Source organism: Ruoffia tabacinasalis (assembly GCF_042652985.1).
Taxonomy (GTDB): Bacteria; Bacillota; Bacilli; order Lactobacillales; family Aerococcaceae; genus Ruoffia; species Ruoffia tabacinasalis.
On the sequence record NZ_JBHSHQ010000066.1, the window covers coordinates 1 to 22801 of the forward strand.

16 protein-coding genes and 1 pseudogene are annotated in these 22801 nt (G+C 35.2%); 13 read left to right on the forward strand and 4 right to left on the reverse strand.

Annotation, left to right across the window (positions count from 1 at the left end):
• The first annotated feature begins 89 nt into the window (after positions 1-89).
• Positions 90-1019 carry a site-specific integrase gene (locus tag ACFO5Y_RS10595; RefSeq protein ID WP_197104706.1) on the forward strand — a complete coding sequence of 310 codons (930 nt, stop codon included), beginning with the start codon at positions 90-92 and terminating at the stop codon, positions 1017-1019.
• An 89-nt stretch (positions 1020-1108) separates the two neighbouring features.
• Here the strand turns inward: ACFO5Y_RS10595 and ACFO5Y_RS10600 are convergent, their stop codons facing one another.
• Positions 1109-1723: a restriction endonuclease subunit S gene (locus tag ACFO5Y_RS10600; RefSeq protein WP_231606903.1), complete on the reverse strand. Its 615-nt coding sequence runs from the start codon at positions 1721-1723 to the stop codon at positions 1109-1111.
• Positions 1724-1762: 39 nt separating this feature from the next.
• Positions 1763-2284: pseudogene (locus ACFO5Y_RS10605) on the reverse strand (restriction endonuclease subunit S); the annotation flags it as partial.
• A gap of 165 nt (positions 2285-2449) precedes the next feature.
• Here ACFO5Y_RS10605 and ACFO5Y_RS10610 point away from each other — a divergent pair.
• A complete protein-coding gene (locus tag ACFO5Y_RS10610) occupies positions 2450-5500 on the forward strand; it encodes a type I restriction endonuclease subunit R (RefSeq protein ID WP_197104708.1) in 3051 nt (1016 codons plus the stop codon).
• A gap of 43 nt (positions 5501-5543) precedes the next feature.
• Here ACFO5Y_RS10610 and ACFO5Y_RS10615 read toward each other — a convergent pair whose 3' ends face one another.
• Positions 5544-7529 carry a DUF438 domain-containing protein gene (locus tag ACFO5Y_RS10615; protein ID WP_197104709.1) on the reverse strand — a complete coding sequence of 662 codons (1986 nt, stop codon included), beginning with the start codon at positions 7527-7529 and terminating at the stop codon, positions 5544-5546.
• The gene (locus ACFO5Y_RS10620; protein WP_197104710.1) at positions 7522-7764 is read right to left on the reverse strand and encodes a DUF1858 domain-containing protein; all 243 of its coding nucleotides are present in this window, start codon (positions 7762-7764) and stop codon (positions 7522-7524) included. Before ACFO5Y_RS10620 ends, ACFO5Y_RS10615 begins: the two co-directional genes overlap by 8 nt.
• A gap of 146 nt (positions 7765-7910) precedes the next feature.
• Between ACFO5Y_RS10620 and ACFO5Y_RS10625 the strand changes: the two genes are divergently transcribed.
• From ACFO5Y_RS10625 to ACFO5Y_RS10675, 11 genes are all read left to right on the forward strand, one after another.
• Positions 7911-8270: a metal-sulfur cluster assembly factor gene (locus ACFO5Y_RS10625; protein WP_197104711.1), complete on the forward strand. Its 360-nt coding sequence runs from the start codon at positions 7911-7913 to the stop codon at positions 8268-8270.
• 174 nt (positions 8271-8444) lie between these two features.
• Positions 8445-10703 (forward strand): formate C-acetyltransferase, encoded by a 2259-nt coding sequence (gene pflB, locus ACFO5Y_RS10630; RefSeq protein WP_197104712.1) that lies wholly within the window; start codon positions 8445-8447, stop codon positions 10701-10703.
• A 41-nt stretch (positions 10704-10744) separates the two neighbouring features.
• Complete coding sequence (gene pflA, locus ACFO5Y_RS10635; protein WP_197104713.1) at positions 10745-11515, forward strand: pyruvate formate-lyase-activating protein; 771 nt, start codon at positions 10745-10747, stop codon at positions 11513-11515.
• 313 nt (positions 11516-11828) lie between these two features.
• Complete coding sequence (gene adhE, locus ACFO5Y_RS10640) at positions 11829-14471, forward strand: bifunctional acetaldehyde-CoA/alcohol dehydrogenase (RefSeq protein ID WP_197104714.1); 2643 nt, start codon at positions 11829-11831, stop codon at positions 14469-14471.
• A 542-nt stretch (positions 14472-15013) separates the two neighbouring features.
• Positions 15014-15607, forward strand: a complete 594-nt coding sequence (locus tag ACFO5Y_RS10645) for a helix-hairpin-helix domain-containing protein (protein ID WP_197104715.1) — start codon at positions 15014-15016, stop codon at positions 15605-15607.
• A gap of 34 nt (positions 15608-15641) precedes the next feature.
• On the forward strand, positions 15642-16832 hold the full coding sequence (locus ACFO5Y_RS10650) for a DUF998 domain-containing protein (RefSeq protein WP_197104716.1): 1191 nt from the start codon (positions 15642-15644) through the stop codon (positions 16830-16832).
• Between the two features lie 90 nt (positions 16833-16922).
• Positions 16923-18194 carry a metallophosphoesterase gene (locus ACFO5Y_RS10655; RefSeq protein ID WP_197104717.1) on the forward strand — a complete coding sequence of 424 codons (1272 nt, stop codon included), beginning with the start codon at positions 16923-16925 and terminating at the stop codon, positions 18192-18194.
• A gap of 55 nt (positions 18195-18249) precedes the next feature.
• Complete coding sequence (locus ACFO5Y_RS10660) at positions 18250-19161, forward strand: AEC family transporter (RefSeq protein WP_197104718.1); 912 nt, start codon at positions 18250-18252, stop codon at positions 19159-19161.
• 84 nt (positions 19162-19245) lie between these two features.
• Entirely contained in the window at positions 19246-20391 is a 1146-nt protein-coding gene (locus ACFO5Y_RS10665) for an AI-2E family transporter (RefSeq protein WP_197104719.1), read from the forward strand.
• A gap of 143 nt (positions 20392-20534) precedes the next feature.
• On the forward strand, positions 20535-21878 hold the full coding sequence (locus tag ACFO5Y_RS10670) for an MATE family efflux transporter (RefSeq protein ID WP_231606904.1): 1344 nt from the start codon (positions 20535-20537) through the stop codon (positions 21876-21878).
• A 119-nt stretch (positions 21879-21997) separates the two neighbouring features.
• A complete protein-coding gene (locus tag ACFO5Y_RS10675) occupies positions 21998-22759 on the forward strand; it encodes a MerR family transcriptional regulator (protein WP_197104721.1) in 762 nt (253 codons plus the stop codon).
• Positions 22760-22801: the final 42 nt, after the last annotated feature.

Sequence of the window (22801 nt, forward strand, 5' to 3'; positions counted from 1 at the left end):
TTAAGTTTGATCAATGAGAGACTGGTGAAACATTGTATAGTATTTTACACAGGATTATGGACTTGACTAATATTCAAGGAGGTTTTATTTTGGTAAAGAATAGAAAAACAAATCAATTATTTTCAGTCTATTTTAAAGATTGGGTGGCGCTATACAAGGAAGCTGCAGTGAGGCAAGTAACTCTTCAGAAATATTATATTAATCAAAGGAGAATTGAAGAATTAGCACCAAATTTAAAAATGGGTGAACTAACGCGAACTTCGTATCAACAATTATTGAATGATTATGCATTAACACATGAAAGACAAACTACAATGGATTTCCACCACCAACTCAAAGGTGCGATCTTAGATGCTGTGGATGAAGGTATATTAGCCTATAATCCAACTCGTAAAGTAATAATTAAAGGCAAAGAACCTAGAATCAAAAAAATAAAATACTTAAATCAATTTGAAGTTCAATCTTTAATTAAAGAGTTTGAATTGACAAATGATATTAATTGGGACTGGTTCTTTCTTTTAATTTTAAAAACAGGATTACGTTTTTCAGAGGCGCTTGCATTGACACCAAATGATTTTGATTTCTCCACTCAAAAATTAAAAGTAGACAAAACATGGGATTATAAATCACCTAAAGGAAAATATTTACCAACAAAAAATCCCTCATCAGTTAGAACAATACAATTAGATTGGCAAACTGCCATGCAATTTTCTCAGCTAGTACGTAATATATCTTCTGATCAATTGATATTTGTAAGTGAGAGAATCTTTAACACTACGATTAACAAGAAACTTTCGAAACTATGTAATGATGCTGGGGTTCCAGAAATAACTATTCATAGTTTACGTCATACACATGCTTCTTTGTTATTGTATGCAGAGGTTTCTATTGCATCCGTAGCAAGAAGATTAGGTCATTCTAGTATGACAACTACACAAGAAACTTATTTACACATTATTCATGAATTAGAGAATCAGGATAATGATAAAATTATGCGTCATTTGTCCACCCTAATCTGAAAAAAACTAATAAATACCGCTATTTGGAATTAGCGGTATTTATTAGTTTTTTATAGATTTCAATTATCATTAATATCTATACGATAGTATTATTGAGGGAATAGTAATTGTAAGTATGATGCTTTTAGTCTTTCTAAAGAGTCTAATTTTCTCTGATGAAGAGTAAGAATGTTGTCAATTTCTTTGAAAAATAAACCAATTTTTTTTTGTTCTTCTAACCCTGGGTATTTTGATTTTAAGTTCGAAAATTCTGCCTTATTAACGATTTGCATAGTTCCTAACGATGCAATTTTTTTCATGAATTTTGACCAAAAATATGATTGGGTGAGTAAAAAATACGAATCATATGCTTCAAATGGAGTTATTGCATTTATTTGTTGGTTAAAACTACTCGTTCTAGTGACCAATGTGTTTTTCCCTATACTAGCAATACAGGTTACTAATATTGAGCCACCAGAAACTATCTTAGCGCTTTGTTGCCCTTTTAGAGATAATTTTTTCGCGGTATCGGTAATTATTAATGACTTTATATCAGAAGGTGTTACCCATTGCATTCCACTATCAGAATAATTTTCTAAATCTTTTGTACTAGGAGTATTCCCTGTGCTAATCTTTCCCACTTCTGATAATTTACGATGTTCCCATATTTCTGAGAAATTATCGAATCTTAATGTAGGAACACCTTGAGTTTTTTCAGGGAACATATACTGTAGATAAGCTTTTTTTAAGTTTTTTATTTTATCAAGCTTACGCTGATGAAGAACAAGTGCATTATCTAAGTGAAAAAGTATTGAAGCTATTTTTTTCTGCTCTTTAAGCGAAGGTATGTATCCTTTAAACTTCATAATATTAATGACAGATATGCCAAATACTTTCATTCCCGTGCCAGTTTTATATCCATATTTTCTAAAAGTAGTTGATTTAAATAAGTAGTATAAAAACAGAGGATATACTTCAGTCGGTCTGAGGGCTATAGTATGTAAACCAGCAACTATATTTGATAGAGGCTCCTCAATAATTATTGAGGGGGTAGCAATTCCTTGATAATCTTCAGATGCATCAGCAAGAATTATATCGCCCTTTCTTAATGTTTCATAATCACCAGGAACTATATTTGGTAAATTAGTCTCATTTGAAATTTTATCTGCAACTTTTGTGTGAATATCACCATAGTGAACATATTTAGTACTTGTATAGTTTGGAGTTTCTACACTTCGAGAGAGCGAATAAGATTTTACTCTTTTCACTAAGTCAGATAGTTCTCGCTGTTCCCACGTTTAATTTTAGTTAGCCCGGTATAACTAATATATTTTCCAAAAAAATATGTTTCCTTTGATAGAGCGAAAATACTACTCTTAAATACTATTTTAATGAGCTTTCCATGCTATAATGGGATAAATTAGACTATTAAAAAAGAATGAGGGAGAGCTATGCCGTCTTTTACTAGTGAAGCAGAATTTGAAAAAAATATAATAAATCAATTGATTCAAGGAGAGTCACAGTGGACTTATCGTAATGATTTAAAGACTGAGGATCAATTATGGGACAATTTCAGGCAAATTTTGGAAGCGAATAATGTAAGCGTTCTGGATGGTGTTCCATTAACTGACCAAGAATTTGAACAAGTTAAAGCAGAATTAAACTTTAGCTCTTTTTATGCTGCTGCAGTTTGGTTAACAGGAGAGAATGGTGTTGCTAAGGCAACAGTTCAACGAGAAGATGCTAGCAAGGGAACCATATTATTGCAAGTCATTCGTCGCCAAGATATTGCAGGTGGTACATCTGTCTATGAGGTGATTAATCAGTATCGGACTACACAAGTGAGTCCTGTTGATCGTCAAAGGATTTTTGATGTAACTTTATTAATTAATGGGCTACCTATGATTCATATTGAATTGAAAAACAAATCAGATGGGTATATGTCTGCTTATGAACAAATTAATAAGTACTTAAACGAAGGTAAGTTTAATGGAATTTATTCAACGACTCAGATGTTTGTCGTTACAAATGGTTCCGACACACGGTACATTGCAGCAGGTCGAGGAGAAAAACTTAATTCTAAGTTCCTTACAACTTGGGTTGATAAAGATAATAAGCGAGTGAATAACTATTTAGAATTTGCAGAACACGTTCTATCTATTCCTCATGCGCATAAATTAGTTACACAGTTTACTGTAATAGATAACGAAAAGAAATCACTAATTTTACTGAGACCTTATCAAATTCATGCTATCGAAGCAGTGGAAAGGGCATCCAGAAGAAGAGAGTCAGGTTATGTTTGGCATACAACTGGTTCAGGAAAAACTTTAACTTCTTATAAGGTAGCAAGAAACTTACTTCAAATACCTTCGATAGATAAGACAATATTTATCGTTGATAGAATAGATCTTGATCAACAAACGACGGCATCTTTTATGTCTTATGCAGAGAATGATGTTATTGATATAGATCAAACTGATAATGTCTCTGATTTAGTAAAAAAACTAGTTTCAAATGATAGAACACTAATAGTGACAACCATTCAAAAATTGAATTATGTAATGAAAAGATATGGAGATAGCGAAAATAATCGGAACTATAAAAAATTACGATCTTTAAATGTAGCCTTTGTAGTAGATGAATGTCATAGGGCGGTTTCACCAGAAAAACAACAGGAGATTAATATGTTCTTTCCTTATGCTCTTTGGTATGGTTTTACAGGAACGCCACTTTTTGTAGAGAATGCTCGTCAAGAACAAGGAAATTTAGCACGAACTACTGAAGAACAATATGGCCCTAGATTACATGAATATACAGTCAAAGAAGCAATTAACGACAATGCAGTGCTTGGATTTCAAGTTGAATACAACAATACTATTAGTGATGATGATTTAATAGATATTGTCAAAGCAGAAGCAAAAGTTGATAATGTGCTCCATATGGATGAAGTTCAGAAAGAAAGATACATTCCATCACGAATTTATTCTTCTGATGAACATAAATTAGAAGTTATTGATACAATTATTAATCATTCAAAAAATAAATTTAACTTGGATCAAGGGATTGGAAATACCTACAGTGCAATATTAACGACGAGTTCTATTAAAGAAGCTCAACGATATTATGATTTATTTAGAGAAGTCCTCGAGGGCAGAAGTTCAGTTGTTATTTCTGACAAAGTGAAAAAAGCAGTGGTTGACTTTCCTAAAGTGAGTGTCACTTATTCAGTAACAGAAACTGAGGAGAGTTCATTTGAGAACCAAAGTCATTTAAAAGGTGTCATAGAGGATTATAACAAGATGTACAATACGAATTATGATTTAAGTAATCTTCGAGGATTCAATAGAAATTTAAATGATAGATTAGCTCGGAAAAAGGAAATATATAAATATAGAGAAGAACAAATTGATATTGTTATAGTTGTTGATCGACTATTAACTGGGTTCGATGCGCCTTCTTTAGCATTACTTTTTGTCGATAGACAACCGATGAGACCACAAGGTCTGATCCAAGCTTTTTCTAGAACCAACCGTATTTATGACCATACTAAACAATACGGACAAATCATGACATTCCAATCACCAGCTACATTTAAAGAGGCAGTTCAAGAAGCTTTTCTCTTGTATTCTAATGGAGGCGAAAATGCTATTCAAGCTCCAGATTGGGATGAAGCGTTTAGTAAATTCACTTTTGCTTTAGAGGAGTTAAGATTTATAGCTCCCAATCCAGATAATATTGATATGAATGATGAGACAGAAGCACTAAAGCTCTTTGTAAAAAACTATCAACAATTTGATAAAACGTTCAGTGCAATCAAAGTATACTCTAATTATGATGAAGATTACTTTAGAGAAGAATTCGGATTAAAAGTAGATTTGATTGAAGATTATCACGGTAAATACGAAAATGCATTGCAAGAAATTAAAGAACGGATTGGCGAGAATGATGTAGAAGAAATATTATTCGATATTGACTATAAATTATCATCAATTGGAACGGATAAGATTGATTACGAGTATCTTATTCTACTCATTCAAAACTTATCGAATGAAAGATACAATCAAAAAGATGATAAACCAAGTAAAAAGAGAGTTAATGAAATTGAAAAGTATATTTCTGACTTTAAACAAACAAATCCAAAATTAGCTGTCATTATTGACGATATCTGGAATGAAGTTCAACATTTACCAAAAGAAGAATTGAAAAACTTAGATGTATCTCAAAAACTTCAGTTAAAGATTGAAGAAAAGATAGATACGATTGAAGAGAAGATTACTAAAGAATATTTCTTAAATAAGGAAGATTTCGCTTTCTTAGTAGAAAACTATAACCCAGCTAAGAAAAAACAAATCGGTGAGACAGAATTAAAAAGAAGTGCTGATTATAATGCCTATAAAGAAAACACTGAAAATGGAGTTAATCGATTAAAATTCTGGAAACATGTAAAGAATGAATTTACAGACGTTATTGAAGAAGAGATACTACCATTAAACTGGCGTTAGTAAATTAAAAAGGAACCTGCTACAAAATAGCAAGTTCCTTTTTTTAATACAATCGTTTCTCTGTTCCGTCCAATTCAACATACATTGAAGCATCTTGAACAGTCTCCACAATACCATGATAATTATCATTTTGATCTTGCGCACCAATATATAAGATATAAATAAGTTTATTCCCAGGTGAGAACCACATAGGTTCAATAAAACGACGTTGTGCTTGAAGGTCTTCAGATAAGCGTTTAACCTTTGGCCAAACTCTAGCTGGGTGACAATATTCTAAGTCACGCCCAATTTCTAAAGGCGATCTTTGGAATAACATCTCGTCATAAGGACCGATATTATTAAAGTATTTGAACTTATGATCGCCATCAACGTAAGTAATCTCAAAGGGCATTGAATCAAAAATGAGCCTCACTTGCTTTAAACTTAAATATCCTTCGCCGATACTAATCAATTGCTCGTTAGAAAAATCCTTTGGATCATTGACTACTGTCTCATTGCTTACAGACCAGTTGAACTCCAACTGTCCTTTACCAAATTGAAGTACTTGTGATTCTGCTTGAGACTGATGTTTGTGATTAACCTGAGTTAAATTAGCTGGATCCTTAAGTGTTAAATCAACCTTACTTTGAGGGAGTAAATTACGCCATTTATCCGTTTGAATATCTAAGATAGGTTGGATGTTTTGTATTATTTCAACGAACCCTTGATATTGTCCTTTTTCATTAAAGAGTGCTTTATACGAAATAAATAAGAATTTTGACTCATGTTCAAACCAAAAACTTTCTTCAGTTAATGTATTATCTTTGAAAGCTCGAACAATGGGTTCTAATGTATCCCAGACAGCTTCTGGATAGACATCTTCTACCTTAGCACCGATATCTTCAGCGTGTCGTGATAATATTGATGACTCCTTCTTGTGATTGAAGTATTGTACGATATCATCTTGATCAACAAAAGTAATTTTCACTGGGATGTAATCAAAGATGACTTTGATTTGTTCTAAGCTCAAGTAACCATCACCAATCGAAAGAGGCACTGTTGGGTTCATGATATGGTTACTGCTTGAGTCAAGTGTCTCATCTGGTTCCCAAAGAACGGTAAATTGACCGCCATTGACGGTAATTTTTCGTGTTTCGATTGTTTTACTTTCCACTGTATTCATTGTTTTTTGAACTGACTTAGTTGGTGTAGGTACTTCTTGAATTGTTAATTCTTCAGCTTTTTTCGTATCTTCTTCGAGTAAGTCTGCCAGGTTTTCTGGTTCCCAAGTTTCGCGTGGACGAATAATCGCATAGCCGTAATTATCACTTTGCTGGGCGATGTTGTACCAATCCAATTGATTGAAACTCTCCAGTAAGATATTAATTAATATGGCTTCTTCTTTAAAAATCATTTCATTGAATTCAAATTGAAAAGCCTCATAAGTGTCTCTTACTTTTGAAAACTTAATATCTGGGAATTTTACCATGGCTTTGTATGCGCGTTTGAATAAGTCACGAATCTCATCATCTTTTGCCCACATAACTTTTGGTGGGGCATCATGGCCGTAACTTTCCATGACCGAAAAGAATAAATGTTCTTTACGTTTGTAGTGGTTATCAAACTGCCCGATGATATCATATTGACGTTTAAGTCCTTTAATCATACCCTCAGTTAATTCTTCAACCGGCATATCTTCAAAGGTATCTAGTATATTGTTAATTCGAAGTAGGGCAGAGCGTAAGGCCATATTCTCTTCTTTGAATACAGTCACTGGGTGTCCGGGTTGGTCAGCATCTGGCGCTTTACCATCTTCAATCGCACCTTTGAACAGATTCGCGTGAACATTACATAGCTTTAGAACATCTTGAAAGGTAATCACACTATCACCATACATTAATTGATGTTCCATCATGGAGATTTCAATGGCACTCACACCCGTGAAATGCTCATTAAACTCATCCTGAACTGAGTCAGGATCTGCTCCATGATGCAATTTAAGAAGAATACCTTCTAATATATCTATGCGATTATCTGTATTATTACTCATTCACGTCACCTCCGATGACAGTATAGCCGTTCCATTGTAGTTCATTTATTAATTGTTCTAATGGTAAGTTGATTAATTTGCAGCCTTGTTTTAATGTGACAACTTTTCCAGCCGATTGTCTCATGGCTGGATTAGCTAAAGGTTTAAAGCCTAAATCGACAAGTATGTCGAGAAGTTCAGGGTGTGAATCAAGGACTTGTTTCACAGGTCTATTAAGGTCTACTTGATTTTCCATTTTCTTACTCCTTATAAAATTCGATTGATATTAATTCTATTTATGTATAAACTAAACGTACTATATTACATAATTCTAGCGAACAAAAAGTTCATAAGCAATATGAATAAAATAAATATATTATTTAAACGAAAGGAACGTCTTTTATGAATGAAGAATTTGGTATTCTATTCAAAAACGAAGCTTTAAAGTACGAAAAAGAATTACTAGAGCAATTAACAGGAGTCATCGATCCAGAATTAGGCATAGATATTGCGAACTTAGGCCTAATATATGAAGTAGATATGGATGAAGCAGGGAAGGTTGAAGTCATAATGACTTTAACAACTGCCGGTTGTCCTTTAGCAGACTTCATTGATAGTGATGTTAGATACCAATTAGCTAACTTTGACAAGATTACTGAAATCGATATTAAAGTTGTCTTTGAACCACATTGGGATTTATCTCGCATCTCACGTTTCGCTCGCATTGCTTTAGGTATTCCGAGTGACTTTATTCCGAATTAAATTTACTTATTTCGCAAGTCCTGTTTAACGACAGGGCTTTTTTTGTTCATTAACTTAAATTTTAGATAAATAATTGTTATAACCTATTGATTTGGATATAAAAATAGTTTATCATATATGTGTAATGATTCACAAGTAAAAATGTTTGCTTCGAATTTAAATAGAGGGGATACCATGGAAAAATTAGAAAACGAAAAAATGAATGTTAATCCTTGGGAAGGTTTTACAGGGACTAAATGGCAAGAGTCAATTGATGTTAGAGATTTTATTCAAGAGAATTATACTTTATATGAAGGCGATGATTCATTCTTGGAAGGTGCAACGATTGAGACTTTCGAATTGTGGGATCAAGTAATGGAATTAACTAAAGCAGAACGTGATGCTGGTGGCGTTCTTGATATGGATACAAAAGTTGTATCAACAATTACTTCACACGATGCGGGCTACTTAAACAAAGACATTGAAAAAGTAGTAGGTGTTCAAACTGACAAACCTTTCAAACGTAGTTTACAACCATTCGGTGGAATCCGTATGTCTGTTCAATCAGCAGAAGCTTATGGATATAAGATTGATCCAGAAATTGAACATATCTTTACAGAGTACCGGAAAACTCATAACCAAGGTGTATTTGATGTATACACACCTGAGATGCGTGCTGCTCGTCGTTCAGGAGTAATTACAGGACTTCCAGATGCTTACGGTCGTGGACGTATTATCGGAGATTACCGTCGTGTTGCATTATACGGAGTAAACCGTTTAATGGAAGAGAAACAAAAAGACTTCGCAAATATTGGTAACGGACAAATGAACGAAGAAGTTATGCGTCTACGTGAAGAAGTTAGTGAACAATACCGTGCCTTACAAGATTTAATTGAATTAGGTAATATTTACGGCTTTGATTTAACTCGTCCAGCTGAAACAGCGCAAGAAGCATTCCAATGGTTATACTTAGGATACTTAGCGGCAATTAAAGATCAAAATGGGGCAGCAATGTCATTAGGTCGTACATCTACATTCCTAGATATCTATATTGAACGTGATCTTGCTACAGGTGTGCTTTCAGAAAAAGATGCGCAAGAATTAGTTGACCATTTCGTTATGAAATTACGTCTAGTTAAATTCTCACGTACACCTGATTACAACCAATTATTCTCAGGAGATCCAACTTGGGTAACTGAATCAATCGGAGGGGTTGGGATTGATGGACGTCCACTAGTAACTAAAAACTCATTTAGATTCTTACATACATTATCAAACTTAGGACCAGCACCAGAACCAAACTTAACAGTGCTATGGTCACCAAGCTTACCAACTCATTTCAAACGATTTGTTGCGAAGATGTCTATTGACACATCAGCTATTCAATATGAAAATGACGACATTATGCGTCCAATTTACGGTGATGACTATGCCATCGCATGTTGTGTGTCAGCGATGGAAGTTGGTAAACAAATGCAATTCTTCGGTGCGCGCGCGAACTTAGCAAAAGCATTATTATATGCAATCAACGGTGGTGTCGACGAAATGACGAAAGCACAAGTTGGACCAAGTTACCAAGCAATTACTTCAGAATACTTAGAATATGATGAAGTGATGGAACGTTATGATGACATGTTAGAATGGTTAGCAGGATTGTATATCAATTCATTAAACGTTATCCACTACATGCACGATAAATACAGCTATGAAAGTATTGAAATGGCTTTACATGATACAAATGTAAAACGTACGATGGCTACAGGTATTGCTGGATTCTCAGTTGCAATTGATGCTTTATCAGCAATCAAATATGCAAAAGTTAAAACAATCCGTGATGAAAATGGTCTAGTTGTCGATTATGAAATCGAAGGTGAATTCCCACAATACGGTAACAACGATAAACGTGCCGATGAGATCGGTGTTGATTTACTTAAAGCATTCATGACTAAAGTTAAGAAACATCCAACATACCGTGATGCTATCCATACAACATCAATCTTAACTATTACATCAAACGTTGTTTACGGTAAGAAAACTGGTAACACGCCAGACGGTCGTCGTGAAGGAGAGCCATTTGCTCCTGGAGCGAACCCAATGCACGGACGTGATACTCATGGGGCGTTAGCAAGTTTACTTTCAGTTGCTAAGATGCCTTACGAATATGCTTTAGATGGAATTTCAAATACATTCTCAATCATTCCAAAAGCCTTAGGTAAAGATGAAGAAATTCAAAAAGATAACTTAGTGAATATGTTAGACGGATATATTAAAGAAGGTGGACACCACTTAAACGTTAACGTGTTTAACCGTGAAACGTTATTAGATGCGATGGATCACCCAGAAGAATATCCACAATTAACAATCCGTGTATCTGGTTATGCTGTAAACTTCATCAAATTAACTAGAGAGCAACAAATGGATGTTATTAACCGTACAATGCACAGTTCAATGTAAACAATTAAGTCTTAGATATCTTGTAGAAAGGGGGATATATCTTGTCAGAAGTTAAAACACCAATTATTGGGAATGTCCACTCGACTGAAAGTTTCGGATCAGTTGACGGACCAGGGATACGATTCATCTCTTTTATGCAAGGATGTCGTCTTCGTTGTCAGTTTTGTCATAATCCAGATACTTGGAATATGCGTGGAGGAACGCAATATACACCACAAGAATTATTCGATGAAGCCATACAATACCGTTCTTTTTGGGGTAATAGCGGCGGAGTAACTGTAAGTGGGGGAGAACCTTTACTTCAAATCGAATTTCTGATTGAATATTTCAAAATTTGTAAAGCACATGGTGTCCACACAACCATTGATACGTGTGGCGCGCCCTTTACTTTAGAGGAGCCATTCCGCTCACAATTTGAAGAACTGATGAAGTATACTGATCTGTTCTTATTTGATATTAAGCATATTGATCCAAAAGGTCATGCGAAATTAACAGGCGTGCGCAATGAGAATATCATGCAGATGGCTGAATTACTTTCAGAGTTGAATATACCTGTTTGGATTCGTCACGTACTTGTACCAACGCGTACAGATTATGATGAGTATCTGATCCGATTAGGCGATTATGTTGAAACTTTATCAAATGTTCGCAAATTCGAGGTGCTTCCATATCATAAACTAGGTGTCTACAAATATGAAGCACTAGGAATTAAATACCGTTTGGAAGGAGTCGAACCACCTACTGTAGAACGGGTCGAGAATGCTAAAAGATTGTTGAGAACAGAACGCTATAAAGGATATTTAGATGATTAAATAAAGCGACATAATTAAAGCGTAACACTATAAAATAGTGTTGCGCTTTTTATGTATTTCTAGCAAATATTACCAGTATATTCAAAGAAATATTAATATCAATAAAACAATATCAATGTTGTTATATAACAGAAGCGTCAAGATGCTCATTTAATCACATATAGAGAATTATCATTGATTGAAACAGCATAAATAACTGTTATAACACTTAATAAAAACCTTTTATAATAGGATTTTTACAAATAAAACACTTTACTTTACTTTGTGAAAAAGGTAACATGTAATCAAAGATAAAGAAAAGGGGAGCGTAACAATGACGGAATTAATTGAAAAAGAAGTTATCGGAAATGTTAATTACATGATTAATGGTTTAGTAGAAAAAGGTTTGGTTGCTTTAGAGGAATTCGATCATTTTAATCAAGAGCAAATTGATCACATTGTAGCGAAAGCTTCAGTTGCAGCTTTAGATCAACATGGTACTTTAGCAAGACATGCGGTTGAAGAAACTGGCCGTGGTGTATTTGAAGACAAGGCGACAAAGAACTTATTTGCTTGTGAGCACGTTGTAAATTACATGCGAGATATGAAGACAGTTGGTGTTATCAGTGATGATGAAGTGACGGGGATCACAGAAATTGCTGAACCTGTTGGAGTTATTTGCGCCATCACTCCGACAACGAATCCGACGTCGACAACTATTTTCAAAGCGCTCATCGCATTAAAAACTCGTAACCCAATCATTTTTTCATTTCACCCGGCAGCACTTGAGTCATCGGCTCACGCTGCTCAAATCGTTCGAGATGCAGCGATTGAAGCAGGTGCACCAGAAAACTGTGTACAGTGGATTACAGAACCATCGTTAGATGCAACGAATGCATTAATGAATCACGATGGGGTTGCAACAATCTTAGCCACTGGTGGAAATGCCATGGTTAAATCAGCTTACTCATGTGGTAAGCCAGCGTTAGGAGTTGGGGCAGGAAATGTGCCAGCTTACGTTGAAAAGACAGCAAACGTTAAGCAAGCAGCTTATGACATCGTATTAAGTAAATCATTCGATAACGGAATGGTATGTGCTTCTGAACAAGCCGCAATTGTTGATAAAGAAATCTATAAAGAATTTAAAGATGAATTAGTAAGCTATCATGCTTATATCGTAAATTCAAAAGAGAAAGCACTATTAGAGGAATTTTGTTTCGGTTCTAAAGCATTCAGTGAAAACTGTGCTGGCGCAAAATTAAATAATGAAATTGTTGGGAAACCAGCGACATGGATTGCAGAACAAGCAGGTTTCACCGTTCCGGAAGAAACAAATATTCTAGTAGCAGAGGTGTCAGAAGTTGGACCAAACGAACCATTAACACGCGAAAAACTATCTCCAGTCTTAGCCTTATTGAAGTCAGAAACAACTGAAGATGGAATTCAAAAAGCTGCACAAATGGTTGAGTTCTTTGGATTAGGTCACTCAGCTGCGATTCATACACAAAATCAAGAATTAGCGAATGAATTCGGCCGTCAAGTTAAAGCCATTCGAGTTATTTGGAACTCTCCTTCAACATTCGGGGGAATCGGAGATGTATACAATGCCTTCATCCCTTCATTAACTCTAGGTTGTGGATCATACGGACGCAACTCAGTTGGTGGAAACGTCGGAGCATTGAATTTACTTAACATTAAAACAGTAGGGAGACGACGCAATAACATGCAATGGTTTAAAGTACCTTCAAAAATTTATTTCGAACGTGACTCAATCCAATATTTAAAAACAATGGCTGATGTTGAACGCGTCATGATTGTTACGGATGAATCTATGATGAAACTCGGCTTTACGCAAAGAATTATCGACCAGCTTGAGGCACGTCAAAATAAAGTAAATTACCAAATCTTCCATAACGTTGAACCAGATCCAGATATAACAACCGTTAGAAGTGGTGCTGAAGCCATGGCTCAATTCCAACCCGATACAATTATCGCACTAGGTGGGGGATCTGTTATGGATGCAGCTAAAGTCATGTGGTTATTCTACGAACAACCAGAAGTAGACTTTAGAGATTTAGTTCAAAAATTCCTAGACATCCGTAAAAGAGCGGTTAAGTTCCCAGAACTTGGGTCTAAAGCGAAGTATGTAGGTATTCCAACGACATCAGGAACAGGATCTGAAGTGACACCATTTGCGGTTATCTCTGATAAGAAAAATAATATGAAATACCCATTAGCGGACTATTCATTACTACCAACAGTCGCAATTGTAGATCCTGCTTTAGTTGAGACTGTACCAGATTTTGTTACAGCTGATACAGGGATGGACGTGTTAACACACGCGATCGAAGCGTATGTATCAGTGATGGCTAACGACTTTACCGATGGACTGGCTTTACAAGCAATTAAGATTGTATTCGAAAACTTAGAAGCTTCAGTAAAATATAATGATCCAGAAGCACGTGAAAGAATGCATAACGCTTCAACTATGGCGGGTATGGCATTTGGTAATGCCTTCTTAGGAATTAACCACTCAATGGCTCATAAGATTGGTGGAGTTTTCCATACAGTTCACGGTCGAACAAATGCGATTTTACTTCCATTCGTTATTCGCTATAACGGAACCCGACCAGCGAAACAGGCGAACTGGCCAAAATACAATTACTACAAAGCAGATGTAAAATACCAAGACATCGCTAAATTAATCGGACTTGATGCAAAAACTCCAGAAGAAGGAGTAAAAAACTTAGCACAAGCTGTGTTCGAACTTGGAGAACGTGTTGGAATTCAAATGAGTCTAAAAGACCAGGGCGTTGATGAATCTGCCTTCATGGATAAAACAGAAGATATCGCCTACTTAGCCTTTGAGGACCAATGTACACCAGTGAATCCACGCTTAGCTTTAGTAAATGAAATGCAAGAAATCCTTGAAGATGCATATTATGGATATAAAGAAAGACAAGCAAACTACAATTAATAGTATCCGACGCATCAAGTAATACCTAAATTTGATCCCCTTTTATACACGTATATGCCTTACTTGCGCAAGTAAGGCATATACGTTTTTTGATTTTGAGTTGTACCTAGCTAGAAGAATAAAAATAAATTGTTCTAGCTGAGGTGATTAACTGGAAGAATAAATACCAATTGTTCCAGCTGAGGTGCTTAACTGGAAGAATAAAAATAAATTGTTCCAGCTGAGGCGATTAACCGGAAGAATAAAAACCAATTGTTCCAGCTGAGGTTATTAACTAGAAGAATAAATACCAATTGTTCCAGCTGAGGTGCTTAACTGGAAGGATAAAAATAAATTGTTCCAGTTGAAGCGCTTAACTGGAAGAATAAAAACCAATTGTTCCAGCTGAGGCGCTTAACTGGAAGAATATAAACTAATTCTTCCACTTGTTGAGGTAAGCTTATTCACGCTTATCTTTGAAATCAAGCATTTTCTCCTTTTAGTATGGACTTATATATATTAAGATAATGATATAAAGTGAAGAAAATGAAGGAGAGGGTATTATGTCACACGCTTTACCTAATATTGGAAAAGTTGCTACCAAAGCACTTCAAACTATTGATGTCACACAACTTGAGGAAGTGGCTGCTTTTAGTAAAGATGAATTATTAAAGCTACATGGAATGGGACAAAAGTCGATCAACATATTAGAATCTGCCTTAACTGAAAGTAATTTAACTTTTAGTGACGCTGAAGCACATCCATATAAGCCAGATTTTTTATTGTTAGGTGATTTAAGTTGTGACAATGCGCCGAAAAGACGTGTTATTAGAGACTTTGTCGTAGGACTTTTTGTTGGAAAGCAATCTAATCTAGAGGAAACACTTAATCCTGCTGTAGAAACGGAAATTAACGGCGACCAAACAATAAATGGGATTGATGAATTAATCACTTATTTTGATAAAAAAGATATACAGTTAAGTAGTTTAAACTTACTGAGTATTTTATCCCATGGGAAATATGGAGCAGCGGATGGTGTTATTATTGCAAAACCAGGACAGAGAATACATTTTGCTTCATTTGATACATTTGAAAATACAAAAAAAGAAGCTTTAATTAAAGCAATTAGATTTTATATGATTGAAGAAGTTGAATAAGTGAGCATAATATTAACAAAATACGAGGTGCATAATGGGAAGCAATGAGGATAAAGAACTAAGGGTTATAGTGAATGATGAAGTGTCTGACGTAAATCAAGTCAATCAAGCGATACTTAAGATAGATGGTCAAGAATATGTACTAAAGTCAAATAATCATTCAAGCAATCATCAAAAACTTGCTTTACGTTATTTCTTAATACCAGCAGTGATTGGAACTTTGATATATTTTCTTTTTTTCAATTCCCGAGAGCAATTATTTATTCAATTAATGGGACGTATTTCGATTGCGAGTGCGATATTGCTGATTGGGTCGATAAGTGGAGTCATTACTTTTGCGATTGCTTTTATCGTAGGTAAAAGAAAAAAATTAGCCAATTTGGAGAATATCTATTGGCGGAATGTTCCAACGATATTATTATCTTTCGCCATCATCATTGCTTTAGCTATATTATTCTTTTTCTACCTCTTAGGTTTATTATTTGAAGGTTTAGTTTTAGATATTTACTTATCAAGCTTACTGACTTTTATCTTTATATCGATTATTAATTATGTCATGATCAGTTTTGTGATGGTCCTTTCGCCGTCTTTAATGACCAAATTATTAGTTGTGGTCATTTTAAGTGGTGTGATTATCTCAATGATTACCAACAGTGAGGCACAGTGGTGGCAGCGAAATTTAAGTTTCTTAGGAACACAAGAGGCGAGCGGTGCTTGGCAATTTAACTTAACTTTGATGCTGTCTGCGTTTATGATGATTGCTTTAGTGGATTATTTATTTGTTGGTTTAAAGAAGATTTATCCAAAACACCGTCCACTAACAATTCTAAGAATATTACTGACGATTACAGCAATTTGCCTAGGACTTGTTGGTTATTTCCCAAGTGATGGACCGGGAAATATGCCTAAATATCATAACCAATCTGCAGCCATGCTAGTATATATGATTATCGCGATGATTATCGGAATTAAGTGGTTTGTGCCTAAGGTGTCACGAGAATTTGTGATTACATCTTATGTGTTAGGCATTATGTTGTTCGTTGTTACTTATTATTATTTAACAGGCTGGTATATTACTTTAACTGGATTTGAAATTGTTTCATTTGTTCTTGCCTTTACTTGGTTGATGCTACTATTACAAACACTTGATAAAGCAAGTCGAGAGCCCATCCCCGTTTATGACGTAGATATTGAGGTTAAGAAAGAAACAGAATCAAAAACATAATTAGATTGTATTCATTCAATAATATAGGATAATAAGATTATGAGATTTCTCATAGTCTTTTTTGTTTGTTATTGAAAGGAGGGTTTGATAATGAGAAAGGTTTGGAAATGTTTAGTATTCTTTCTTTGTATTTTCTTTGCAATGACTGGCGCACAAGCGTCTAAAGCGGAGTCAGATTTGAGATTATGGGTTGTGACTGATATCCATCATTTATCACCTAGCTTATATGTTGAAGGGCCCCGCATTCAGAAATTACAAGATACTGGTGCTGGTTTGGAAATTTTTTATTCCAATGAACGACTTGAAGCCCTTGCTTATCAAATCGAACAGGCAGAACAGCAACCGGATGCTTTAATAGTTGCAGGTGATTTGACTTTAAACGGTGAGTATCAAAGTTTAGTCGACCTTCAGGAAGCATTTTCAAAGATCGAAGCTTTAGGTACGGAAGTTTTTGTGATACCTGGCAATCATGATATTAACAATGGCTGGGCTAGTTCATTTACTGATAGTAGAGCTGTGAGGGATAAACAAATCACCCCTCCTGACTTTAAGGAAATCATGAGTTCCTTTGGCTATGGGGAAGCGACTTACCAAGATGATACGAGTTTGAGTTATATTACTCAATTAAGGAGCAACCACTGGCTAGTGATGTTAGACAGTAATATTTATCACGAAGAAGGCAATGACCAACCGCCCGTATCCAAAGGGGAATTGAGAGACGAAACCCTCATTTGGTTGGAGGATAAATTAAGTACTATTACGGAAGAAGACGTTGAAGTGACGGTTGTTTTACATCATAGTTCTATTCCGCATTTTGAATTGATGGGTCAGAATTTTGTCGTGGGTAATCATGATTGGCTGAAGAATATTTTAGAAAAATACCAACTTCCTGTAACATTGAGTGGTCATATGCATGCGCAACATATTGCACAAGAAGGGCAAGTGACTGACATTGCGACAGGAGCGTTTGCTGTTCTACCGAGTGTGATTGGTGAGGTTGTGATTGATAATAACCAGAAGTCGTATCAACAAATAAAATTAGATATGGAAGCTTGGGTAAAAGAGACTAAGACAGAAGATCCAAATTTACTCGATTATGATACTTACCTTAAACAAGTCTTTACTAAAGCAAATGAGAAATTGGATTCCAATAAAGATCGAAATGATGAATTAAGACAATTAACACAGGAATTAAATTTAGCTTTCTTTGCTGGAAATATCTCTAATATTTGGGAAGCAACTGTCTCTGCCTACGAAGATACATTTGAGAAACTAATTAGTCCTGATACAGAGTCGATGAACCGTTATCTACAAGTTTTAATTGATCAAGCAAATTATAATCACCAAGAGTATAGATGGTAATTTGGCATGCATGTACTTACGACGCACATATCAAACGGATAGAAAGGACAACATAATGGTCGAAACAATTATTAAAGCGGCAGTTCTAGTGTCAATTATTATATTGGCAAATGTCTTAACAACTCGAGGTTACTTTATCAGAGAAAGAGATTTTGATACGATTTCTAAATTAATTTTTTATCTAACGTTACCGAGTGTAATCATTTCAAATTTAAATGGATTGAGCTTTCCACCAACACTGATTGTTATTAGTATTATTGGATTTTTATGTAATTGGGTGTATATTATATTCTCGCATTTGTTAGGTAAAACGCCAACAGAGAAAGGCTTTTTAATGTTGAATATGAATGGTTATAATATTGGAAACTTTTCTTTACCTTTTATTTCTTTCTTTTTCTCTGAAGTAGCGATTTTAGCAGTGAGCTTGTTCGATGCCGGAAGTGCCTTCATGGTTTTAGGTGGAAACTACGGTATGGCAAAGAGTGTCAGGGACGGAGAGAGTAAGGTGAATATTGGGTATATCTTTCGCACGATGATGAGTTCACCTTCAGTTATTGTGTATATTGTGATGATAATCCTATCGCTTTTTTCACTGCAATTACCAAGTTTTGTTACGGATGTGACCCAAATTATTGGGAATGGGAATACGTTCTTGTCGATGTTTATGATTGGTGTTGCCTTAGATTTAAGGATTCATAAGGAACATGTCCGGCTCTTAATTAAGACATTATCTGGTCGTTATGTTGTAGCAGCAGGGATTTCAGCATTGTTATATTTTTTCTTGCCATTTAGTTTAGAAATTCGGCAAACATTAGCGATTCTTGCCTTTGCGCCGGTTTCAGGCGTTGCAACAATGTATACACGGATGTATGGGGAGAATTTTGAATTATCAGCGATTATAAATTCATTATCTATCATCATTTCTATCATTATTATGTCAACATTATTAGTTGTCTGGCAAGTGTAAAAATAACTCCATATTGTAATGAAACTGTTCGTAATCGCTAATAAAAACATGGTATAGTGTATATACATATAGAGGGGGGATTTAATGGATAAATTAGGCCGTTTGGATCGAATGGTCATGAAGTACGTTATTTTAGCTGCAGTATTTATTCTAGTTATTTTTAATTATCAGCACATTTTCGCTGGTTTGAGAGAGCTTTGGGATATAATTTCTCCTGTTGTTTATGGATTTGTATTTGCATATATTTTGAATTTAATTATGGTGATGTATGAGGGGTTCTGGTTTCCAGAAACGGATAATGAGCTACTTATTCGTGCAAGACGTCCAGTATCGATATTACTGGCACTGATTACAGTTATTATTGTTATTGTTCTAGTGTTATGGCTCATCATTCCACAATTAATCTCCCTAGTACAAACTTTATTAGAAAACCTACCATTAATGGTTGAATATATTCAAAGGTGGATTGAGGATTTAGAAGAAATTTATCCTCAAATTGATACATTGATAAATAATTTAAACATTAATTGGGAAAGTATTGCCCGAGATGCGGCAAGTTTTGCTAATAACATTTTAGGGTCAACGTTTACGACATTCCAATTATTAACTTCATCTTTATTTAGATTAGTTGTTATATTAGTTGTCGCAATTTACGCCTTATTTTCAAAAGAGAAAATACAAAGACAAGTTAAACGCGTACTGCGTGCTTACATGAAGAGAGACCACTTCCGTCGTTTGAAGTATGTTTTAAGAGTGACGAATGAATCATTCTCTAGTTTTATTACGGGAATGTTAATCGAAGCGATTATTTATGGTACGTTAGTAACGGTGGGGATGATGATATTTAGCTTCCCATATGCGGGTATGATTGGAGCACTCTCTGGGGCACTGGCCTTAGTACCAATGGTTGGGGCTATCTTATCAGCTGTTATTGGAACGATGTTAATCTTCGTTCAAAACCCGATTCAAGGACTCTTTTTCCTTCTATTCAATATCGTACTGCAACAGCTTGAAAGTAATGCGATTTATCCAAGAATTGTTGGTGGATCGATTGGTTTACCAGGTATCTGGACTTTCATTGCGGTAACGATTGGTGGGGGAATCTTAGGACCCGCCGGCTTCTTCCTAGGGGTACCTATTGCATCAGTCATATATAAACTCATTCGTTCGAATGTTGAATACAAAGAACATTACTATGAGTTAGATCATGAAAGTGAATTAACATTTTAATTTGAAAGTTTAGACCTAATGATTAGCCTAGTTGCTGTCATTAGGTTTTTATATTTGCATTGAATAATGTTGTAACCTAAAAACTTTTCACATATACTTACGTAAGAAATAAATAAAGTAGGAGGAACACGTTTGTGAAAGATATGACGTCGGGAACACCGATCAAACAGATTCTATTATTTTCTATACCTTTAATTATAGGTAATATTTTTCAATTGTTTTACAACATGGTGGATACATTTATTGTCGGACGGACGATGGGTGTGAATGCTCTAGCCGGTATTGGAGCAGCAGGGAGTGTCATGTTCTTTGTGGTTGGTTTCTCGCAAGGGTTCACTGCTGGAACGGCGATTCCAACGGCACAAGCGTACGGGGCACGTGATTATGAAAAAGTCAGTCGAAGTGTCGCAATCAATTGGGTCCTATCGACTTTAGTCGTTATCGTGATGACGGCGTTAAGTGTGTTTTTCTTATGGGATATTCTTTACTTAATGAATACGCCGGCTGAAATCATTCAGTACACCTATGATTATTTAATTATTATCTTTGGATTTATGGCGATTACAATTCTATTCAATATGTTAAGTAACTTAATGAGAGCTTTAGGAGATAGTCGGACACCGGTGATTGCTTTAGTCATTGCGGTTGTGATTAACATTATCTTAGATTATGTCTTTATCCTAGTTTTTGATATGGGAGCAGCTGGGGTAGCGACTGCGACAATGGTATCGCAATTAATCGCCTCTTTAATTTGCTTATTCTATATTCAAAAGAAAGTTTATTTATTAAAAGTTAAAGCAAGACATTTTAAGATGCGTAAAGATGAAGTGATTCAACATTGCCGTATTGGTTTCCCAATGGCGTTTCAATCTTCAATTATTGCGATTGGATCAATGTCTGTAACAATTGCCTTGAATACACTGGGAGCTGAAGCAGTTGCAGGTTACTCAGCAGCTCAAAAGATTGATCAAATTGTTGTCTTTGTTCTAATGTCATTCGGAGTATCAATGGCAACGTATGTTGGACAAAACTTCGGTGCCAAAAAATACGACCGTATCTTAAGAGGTGTAAAGCAAGTCCTTGTTCTCTCGATATCAGTGTCAATACTTTTCTCAGTTGTTTTATTCTTATTCGGTGGAGAATTAACGAGTGTCTTCGGAGATAGTTCATCAAAAGAAATTCTAAGAAGTTATGGTCAGTATTTCTTCCAATTAACCGGTCCATTTTATTGGATTCTAGCAATTCTCTTTGTCCTTCGTTACACTCTCCAAGGTTTGGGAGATAGTTTTATCCCGACAGTCGCAGGAGTGATGGAATTAACGATGAGAATCATTGCGGCATTTGGTTTAAGTGGCCTTATCGGCTTTGCCGGGCCAGTTATTTCCAATCCAATGGCTTGGTTAGGTGCTGTACTTGCCTTAGTTCCAGCCTATTACAAACGCAATAAGAAGTTAGTTGAATTGCAACAGCAAAAAGCAACTCAATAAAGTTTAGTCAGTCGATGCATTGAATGCACCGGCTGATTTTTTATTATTTTGGAAAATATTTTAAAATCGCTTGACCTTGACGTAGCGTTAAGGTGTAATCTGTATGAAGAGGTGAGGAAATGAGTTATTCAATTGGAGAATTAGCAAAACTAGCCGGGATTAGTACAAGGACTTTGCGTCATTATGATGCGATTGATTTATTAAAACCTGCGTATGTCGAAGAGAATGGGTACCGAATTTATAGTGAAGATGAAGTGAAAATGTTGCAACAAATAATGTTTTACCGCGAATTTGGTATCACATTAGAGGAAATTCATGCGATTGTTAATTCTTCAGAATTTGATCGTCTTAAAGCGTTGGAAACACATTACCAACACCTCAAATCGGAAAAAGTCCGTATTAGTCAATTGATGAATACAGTCGAAAACACAATTAAAATATACAAGGAGGACTTAACAATGTCTAAAAAAGAATTTGAAGGCTTTAAAAAACAACAAATTAAAGCTAATGAAGAAAAATATGGTGAAGAAATCAGAGAAAAATACGGTGATGATGTCATTGATTCATCAAATAAAAAATTCGGAAATTTAACGCAAGAACAGTACGAACGTATTGAAAAGCTTAATGAAGAAATCAGTGAAGCTTTAGTAAATGCCGTACCAGAAGGGAAGCCTGAAAGTGCAGAAGGGCAACGAGTTGCTGAATTACATAAAGAATGGCTAATCATGGTTTGGCCAGATGATCTATACTCTGAAGAAGCACACATTGGCCTAGCTCAAATGTATACACAAGATGAGCGTTTCAAGAAATATTATGAAGATATTACTGAAGGTGCAGCAGATTACTTATACGAAGCAATCAAGGTATTTTACAATAAATAAGCGAAGACCTTAAATATTTAGAAAAATCGAGGCCTATGCTAT

Bases quoted from the DNA above. Each gene is read 5' to 3' on its own strand.
- ACFO5Y_RS10600 (WP_231606903.1), bottom strand. From the start codon at position 1,723: ATGTTCCCTGAAAAAACTCAAGGTGTTCCTACATTAAGATTCGATAAT.
- ACFO5Y_RS10610 (WP_197104708.1), top strand. From the start codon at position 2,450: ATGCCGTCTTTTACTAGTGAAGCAGAATTTGAAAAAAATATAATAAAT.
- ACFO5Y_RS10615 (WP_197104709.1), bottom strand. From the start codon at position 7,529: ATGAGTAATAATACAGATAATCGCATAGATATATTAGAAGGTATTCTT.
- ACFO5Y_RS10620 (WP_197104710.1), bottom strand. From the start codon at position 7,764: ATGGAAAATCAAGTAGACCTTAATAGACCTGTGAAACAAGTCCTTGAT.
- ACFO5Y_RS10625 (WP_197104711.1), top strand. From the start codon at position 7,911: ATGAATGAAGAATTTGGTATTCTATTCAAAAACGAAGCTTTAAAGTAC.
- pflB (WP_197104712.1), top strand. From the start codon at position 8,445: ATGGAAAAATTAGAAAACGAAAAAATGAATGTTAATCCTTGGGAAGGT.
- adhE (WP_197104714.1), top strand. From the start codon at position 11,829: ATGACGGAATTAATTGAAAAAGAAGTTATCGGAAATGTTAATTACATG.
- ACFO5Y_RS10645 (WP_197104715.1), top strand. From the start codon at position 15,014: ATGTCACACGCTTTACCTAATATTGGAAAAGTTGCTACCAAAGCACTT.
- ACFO5Y_RS10650 (WP_197104716.1), top strand. From the start codon at position 15,642: ATGGGAAGCAATGAGGATAAAGAACTAAGGGTTATAGTGAATGATGAA.
- ACFO5Y_RS10655 (WP_197104717.1), top strand. From the start codon at position 16,923: ATGAGAAAGGTTTGGAAATGTTTAGTATTCTTTCTTTGTATTTTCTTT.
- ACFO5Y_RS10660 (WP_197104718.1), top strand. From the start codon at position 18,250: ATGGTCGAAACAATTATTAAAGCGGCAGTTCTAGTGTCAATTATTATA.
- ACFO5Y_RS10665 (WP_197104719.1), top strand. From the start codon at position 19,246: ATGGATAAATTAGGCCGTTTGGATCGAATGGTCATGAAGTACGTTATT.
- ACFO5Y_RS10670 (WP_231606904.1), top strand. From the start codon at position 20,535: ATGACGTCGGGAACACCGATCAAACAGATTCTATTATTTTCTATACCT.
- ACFO5Y_RS10675 (WP_197104721.1), top strand. From the start codon at position 21,998: ATGAGTTATTCAATTGGAGAATTAGCAAAACTAGCCGGGATTAGTACA.